General features: G+C 74.3%; 7 protein-coding genes. 6 read left to right on the top strand and 1 reads right to left on the bottom strand.

Annotated features, from left to right (window positions below):
* The first annotated feature begins 427 nt into the window (after positions 1–427).
* From BG452_RS27975 to BG452_RS28000, 6 genes are all read left to right on the top strand, one after another.
* A complete protein-coding gene (locus BG452_RS27975; protein WP_188307139.1) occupies positions 428–814 on the top strand; it encodes a roadblock/LC7 domain-containing protein in 387 nt (128 codons plus the stop codon).
* Positions 815–877: 63 nt separating this feature from the next.
* Positions 878–1,237, top strand: coding sequence for a DUF742 domain-containing protein (locus tag BG452_RS27980; protein WP_188307133.1), 360 nt, complete (start codon positions 878–880; stop codon positions 1,235–1,237).
* Complete coding sequence (locus BG452_RS27985) at positions 1,218–1,835, top strand: GTP-binding protein (RefSeq protein WP_188307134.1); 618 nt, start codon at positions 1,218–1,220, stop codon at positions 1,833–1,835. The genes BG452_RS27980 and BG452_RS27985 overlap by 20 nt, the downstream gene beginning before the upstream one ends.
* A gap of 77 nt (positions 1,836–1,912) precedes the next feature.
* The gene (locus BG452_RS27990) at positions 1,913–3,379 is read left to right on the top strand and encodes a cytochrome P450 (RefSeq protein WP_188307135.1); all 1,467 of its coding nucleotides are present in this window, start codon (positions 1,913–1,915) and stop codon (positions 3,377–3,379) included.
* A 146-nt stretch (positions 3,380–3,525) separates the two neighbouring features.
* Entirely contained in the window at positions 3,526–3,861 is a 336-nt protein-coding gene (locus BG452_RS27995) for a hypothetical protein (RefSeq protein WP_188307136.1), read from the top strand.
* A gap of 295 nt (positions 3,862–4,156) precedes the next feature.
* Positions 4,157–4,441 (top strand): hypothetical protein, encoded by a 285-nt coding sequence (locus tag BG452_RS28000; protein WP_188307137.1) that lies wholly within the window; start codon positions 4,157–4,159, stop codon positions 4,439–4,441.
* Between the two features lie 48 nt (positions 4,442–4,489).
* Here the strand turns inward: BG452_RS28000 and BG452_RS28005 are convergent.
* Positions 4,490–6,034: purple acid phosphatase family protein (locus BG452_RS28005; protein WP_188307138.1), on the bottom strand; the 1,545-nt coding region annotated here is incomplete at its 5' end.

Raw genomic sequence — 6,034 nt, forward strand, 5'->3', positions numbered from 1 at the left:
CCCCCCCCCCCCCCCCCCCCCCCCCCCCCCCCCACCCCCCCCCCCCCCCCCCCCCCCCCCCCCCCCCCCCCCCCCCCCCGCCCCCCCCTCCCCGGCCCGTCCCCCCCCTCTCCCCCCCCTCGCCCCCGCGCGGCACCACCAAGCCCAGCGGCCCGACGGCCGGGCCCGCGGCCGGACCGGCCGCCCCGGCGTCGCGCCCCAAGAAGCAGCCCGGCCTGTGGCTGGAGGCCTTCATGGAGGGCTACAAGGGCACCGGCAGCGCCGGAACCACCACCGGGTCCACCAGCACCGGGCCGAACAGCACCGCACCGAACAGCACCGGGCCGCACAGCACCAGGACCAGCAGCACCGCACCGAACAGCGCCGGACAGACCAGTAGTGATGAGACGGCAGGGAAAGGCGAGCAGTGATTCCGCACCGCAGCAACATGGACTGGATCCTCAACGACCTCGCACACAGCGTCCCGTACGTGCGCCACGTCATCGTGCTCTCCGCCGACGGCCTGCGGATCGCCCAGTACGGCGCCGACCCGGACACCGCCGACCGGCTGGCCGCCGCCTGCGCCGGCCTGCAGAGCCTGGCCGCCGCCGTCGGGCACGAGTTCCCGCACGGCAACGGCGCGATGAAGCTGGTCGTCATCGAGGTGGACGGCGGCTACTTCTACCTGATGTCGGCCGGTGACCGCGCCTACCTCGCCGTGCTCGCCGACGAGGGCGTGGACGCCGGGCTGGTCAGCCACCAGATGCGCGACCTGGTGGACCGGATCGGCGAGCACCTCTCCACCCCGCCGCGCAACCCGGAGGCGGTCGCGTGAACCGGCCCACGAGCGGACCCGACGCCCGGGCGGGCACATGAACGAGCGCAGTGAGGCAGTGACATGACCGCCGAGCAGGGCGGCTGGGACGGACCCGACCCCGATCGCCTGTACGTGATCACCCGCGGCCGCAGCGGCCCCTCCGGGCCGGGCGTCTTCGACCTGGTCACCCTGATCGTCTCCCTCGCGGAACCGACTCCTGCCATGCAGCCCGAGCACGCGGCCATCCTGCGCCTGTGCCGCTCGCCGCTGTCGGTGGCGGAGGTCTCCGCCTACCTCGAACTGCCCACGAGCGTGGTCACCGTCCTGCTGGCGGACCTGCTCGACGACGGGCGGATCGAGGCCCGCGCCGCCGTGCCCACGGCGGAACTCCCCGACCGTGCCCTGTTGGAGGCGGTGATCCATGGACTTCAGCGGCTCTGACACGGTCGTCGGACCGGCGAGCGCAGACCTGCTGCCGGACACCGTCACCACGGCGGTCAAGGTGGTGATCGTCGGCGGCTTCGGGGTCGGCAAGACCACCCTGGTCGGCGCGGTCAGCGAGATCCGCCCGCTGACCACCGAGGAGACCATGACCCAGGCCGGGGTCGGCGTCGACGACCCCACCGGGGTCGAACGCAAGACCTCCACCACCGTCGCCATGGACTTCGGCCGGATCAGCATCAGCGACAAGCTCGTGCTGTACGTCTTCGGCACCCCCGGGCAGGAGCGGTTCTGGTTCCTCTGGAACGGCCTGTTCGAGGGGGCGCTCGGCGCGGTGGTACTGGTGGACACCCGCCGGCTGGAGGTCAGCTTCGAGGTGATCGGGCGGCTGGAGGACCGCGGCGTGCCCTTCGTGGTCGCCGTCAACGGCTTCCCGGAGGCGCCCAGTTACCCGCTGGACGAGCTGCGCCAGGCGCTCGACCTGCCGTCCGAGGTGCCGATCATCGCCTGTGACGCCCGCAGCCGGGAGTCCAGCCGGGACACCCTGATGACGCTGATGCGCTACCTCTACGAACTGGCCGCGCCGCCCGCCGGCTGACCCCCGCCGCCCCTCCCCCGACCCCTTCCGATTCCGAACCCCGCGTTCCGATTCCGAACCTCGCGACCGGAGACCCCGTGACCACCCCGTTCCCCGACGACGCCGCCCCCGTCCCGCCGCCCGGCTGCCCCGCCCACGGGCGCGCGGTCGAGCCGATCGGCCCCGGCGGACTGCGCCGGCTGTACGGCCCGGAAGCCGAGGCCGACCCGGCGGGCCTGTACGAGAAGCTGCGCGCCGAACACGGCGACGTCGCTCCCGTGCTGCTGCACGGCGACCAGCGGGCCTGGCTGATCCTCGGCCACGGCGCCAACATCACCGCGATGCGCACGCCCTCGCTGTTCTCCCGCGACTCCCGGCTGTGGAGCGCCTTCCGCAACGACGAAGTCCCGCCCGACTCCCCGCTGCTGCCGGTGGTCGCCTGGCAGCCGATCTGCGTGTTCGCCGACGGCGAGGAGCACCGCCGGCTGCGCAACGCCGTGCTGGACGGCCTGAACGGCTTCGACCGGCGCGGCATCCGCCGTCACGTCCGCCGCTTCACCACCGACCTGGTCCAGGTGGTCGGGCCGACCGGCCGGGCCGAGCTGATCACCCAGTTCGCCGAGCACCTGCCGATGCTGGTGATGACCAAGCTGCTCGGCATGCCGGACGAGTACGGCCCCCAACTCGTCAACGCCGCACGGGACCTGATGAAGGGCACCGAGACGGCGATCGCCAGCAACGAGTACGTGGTGGCCAGCCTGCGACGCACCATCGCGATCAAGCACGAGTCCCCCGGCGACGACCTCACCAGCCGGCTGCTCGCCCACCCGGCCAGGCTCACCGACGACGAGGTGATGGAGCACCTGCGGGTGGTGCTGCTGGCCGCCAACGAGACGACCGTCAACCTGATCGCCGACTCGCTGAAGATGGTGCTCACCGACCCGCGCTTCCGCGCCCACCTGTCCGGCGGTCAGATGACCCTGGGCGAGGCGCTCGACCAGGTGCTCTGGGACTCCCCGCCGATGTCCCTGGTCGCCGGGCGCTGGGCGACCACCGACACCGAGCTGGGCGGCCAGCAGATCCAGGCCGGGGACCTCCTGCTGCTCGGCCTCGCCGCGGGCAACGTCGACCCGGTGATCCGGCCCGACCTCGCCACCCCGCTGTACGGCAACCGCTCCCACCTGTCCTTCGGGGCCGGGCCGCACGAGTGCCCCGGCCAGGACATCGGCCGGCACGTCGCCGAGGCCGGCATCGACATCCTGCTCACCCTGCTGCCGGACCTCCGCCTGGCCGTCCCCGAGGAGGAGCTGACCTGGAGCTCCGCCTGGATCTCGCGCCATCTCACGGCGCTGCCGGTGGAGTTCACCGCGCACGAGATCGAGCCCGACCCGGAGTCGGTCGCCGAGGCCGAGCGGGCGAAGGAGGAACGGGAGCTGGCCGCCCGCGCCCTGGAGGCGGCCCAGCGGGCGGCGGCCGCCCAGGCCGCACCCGCCTCCCCGGCCGCCGCCGTCCCGGCGCAGCGGCGCGGCTGGTGGGACGTGCTCACCGGCCTGTTCCGGCGCTGAACCCGGTCGGAGCGCCCCGATGCCCTGGGGCCCACGGCTGCGTCCGTGGGCCCCAGGGCATCGGCGAGGCTTCCGGATCCACCGCCGACTGGTCCGGATGCCGCTCTGCGCGTGCAACGTAGGGGTTCTGCGGCGACGTTGATGGGATGGACACCGTCATCGTGCTCGAACCCGACACTCCGACCAATGTCCGGCTCCTCGGCCCCGACCACGAGCCGGCCGACCCGGAGAACCCCGTGCGCCTCGCGCACACCGCCCCGGTGGGCGCCTCCGGCGTCTGCGGCCCGCTCACCCTGTGCGGCCTGGACACCTCCGACATGACCGTCGCGCCCCACCGGACCACCGACGACGGCCGGCCGTGGCCGTACTGGAACACGTGCACGACGTGCCGCGACGCCGAGAAGGGCACAGCGCCCGGCGCCACCGGTCCGGGCACCCCGGAGGGCGCGACCGCCCCGGACCCGCCCCCGACCGCCGGATGACACCCGGCAGGGCCGCCGCCGCCCCTGCTCCGGCGGCGTGCGGCACGGCGGGCCTGGCTCCGGCTCCGGCCCCTGCTCTGGCTCGCCCTCTGGCTCGCCCTCTGGCTCGCCCTCTGGCTCTGGCTCCGCGACTGTCGGAGGACGGGGAGCCCGGCGCCGGGGTCAGCTCGCGACGGACGGACGGACGGCCGTCGGCCGGCGGACGAAGCCGCGCCGTCCGCCAACGCGCGGAGTTCACCGGCGTAGGCGGCCCAGAGGTCACGGGTGGCGAAGCGGGCAGGCGGGCCAGGCGCAGGTGGCGCAGGACCTTCAGTCCCGCCGCGCCGCTGGGGACGGCCGCAAGGTCGAGGCGTTCGCCCTCCTCAGCGGCCTGACCGCCCTGTTCGTCCGGAACGAGACGGCCGCCTCGGACGCCGGCGTGCGGCACCGGGCCGGCTACCGGCGCCACGTCGCGGCCGTCGGCAACCACCCCCGCGTCTCCGCCCTGCTCGCCGCGCCCCCGGCCGGGGGCGATCCCCGTGACCAGCGCGACCGGTTCGACACCGTCCTCGTCCGCGCGCTCACCGGCGTGCTGGGCTGAGCCCCCCGGCGGCGAGAGGCGGGGGGCCGTTCCCCGTCCGTCGGTGGGTCAGCCGCGCCCGTCGGTGCGGCGCCGGTGGAGGGTGAAGGTGTCGACGGGGGTGAGGTCCCCGTACGGGCCGTCGAAGGTGTAGTAGGTGACCCGCATCGTGGTGGTGCCCCCGCGCCGGTCGCCGGGGTCGACCTCGAAGGCGGCGAAGCCGTGGGTGTGGGTGCGGTCCTGGTAGGCGGCCCAGGGGGCGTCCTCGGTGAGCCAGACCGACTCCCGGTACGGCGCGCCCGGGGCGGGCTTGTCCTCCAGGCCGATGACCACCCGGCCCTGGGGTCCTTCGAACAGGTCGTCCTGGGTGGTGGCGGCGTTCCCCCCGGCGCCGATGACCATGTGGACGGTGCCGAGGCCGGTGTCGGCCACCCGGGGGTCGGTGCCGGTGGGCACCGGGGTGCGGGTGTCGTTGGGCAGGGTGCCGCGGACGGGGTGGGAGCGCTCGTAGTAGTGCTCGTGGCCGCTGACCACGAGGTCGACCCCGTAGGCGTCGAACAGCGGGCCCCAGGCCTCGCGCACGCCGAGGTCGCTGCCGGCGCCGTGCCGGGAGCTGGAGATCATCGGGTGGTGCATGCAGACCACGATCCAGTCGATCGCCCGGCTGCTCCGGGCCGTGCGCAACTCCCTTTCCAGCCAGCGCTGCTGGGCGCCGTCGGAGTAGCCGCGCAGGTAGGTTTCGCCGGAGTTCTGGATGGCCACGTCGTCGTTGGCGAGGCTGATGAACCGCACCGAGCCGACCGTGAAGGCGTACCACATGCCGCGGGTCTCCTGGTCGCGGTCGGCGGTGGAGTCGGGGAGGGTGAAGTAGGTCTGGTAGCCGGCGGCGCCGATCGGGCCGTTGCCGCCCTCGTTCTCGTGGTTGCCGGCGCAGGGCATCCAGGGGCGCAGCCGGGCCGAGCGGCTGTTGTTGATGAACCAGTCGGCCCAGGTGGCGGTGCGGCTCTGGCCGTGCCGGCCGCTGTAGGAGGCGTAGCAGAGGTCGCCGTTGACCAGGTTGAACAGCGGGCCGACGCGTTCGACGGCGGCGACGATGTCGGCGGCGTGCGGCGTGCCGACCTGGCTGCTCGTGTACACCGGGTACTTGCCCAGTGGCGAGGGCATGCCGTCCGGGAAGACCAGTCGGCGGCGCAGGTTGGGGGTGGCCTGGTCGCCGAAGCTGGTGAAGGTGAAGGGGGTGCGGCCGCGCGGGGCGGTGGTGAAGCTGCCGGTCTCGGGGTTCGCGCCGTCGTGTCCGGCGCTGTAGAGGTAGGTGGTGGCCGGGCGCAGGCCGGTGAGCCGGGCGTGGTGGACGTAGACCTCGTCCTTGCCGAGGGCGTCGCGATAGCTGCGGGTCTCGGCGTCGACCGCCGTACCGGGGCCGCCGTCGGGTGAGCCGAGGCGGACCTGCGGGCGGCGGACGGACTGCGGGCTGATCCAGGAGACGGTCATCTCGGTGGCGGGGTCGGTACCGAACTGCAGGTGCAGGCCGCTCACTCCGGGCGCGCCGATCCGGTGTGGGCGGGCCTGCAGCAGCGGGCTCGCCGGTGGGTCCGCCGCCCCGTCGTCCGCCGC

The organism is Streptomyces sp. CBMA123, assembly GCF_014596465.1.
Classification (GTDB): Bacteria; Actinomycetota; Actinomycetes; order Streptomycetales; family Streptomycetaceae; genus Kitasatospora.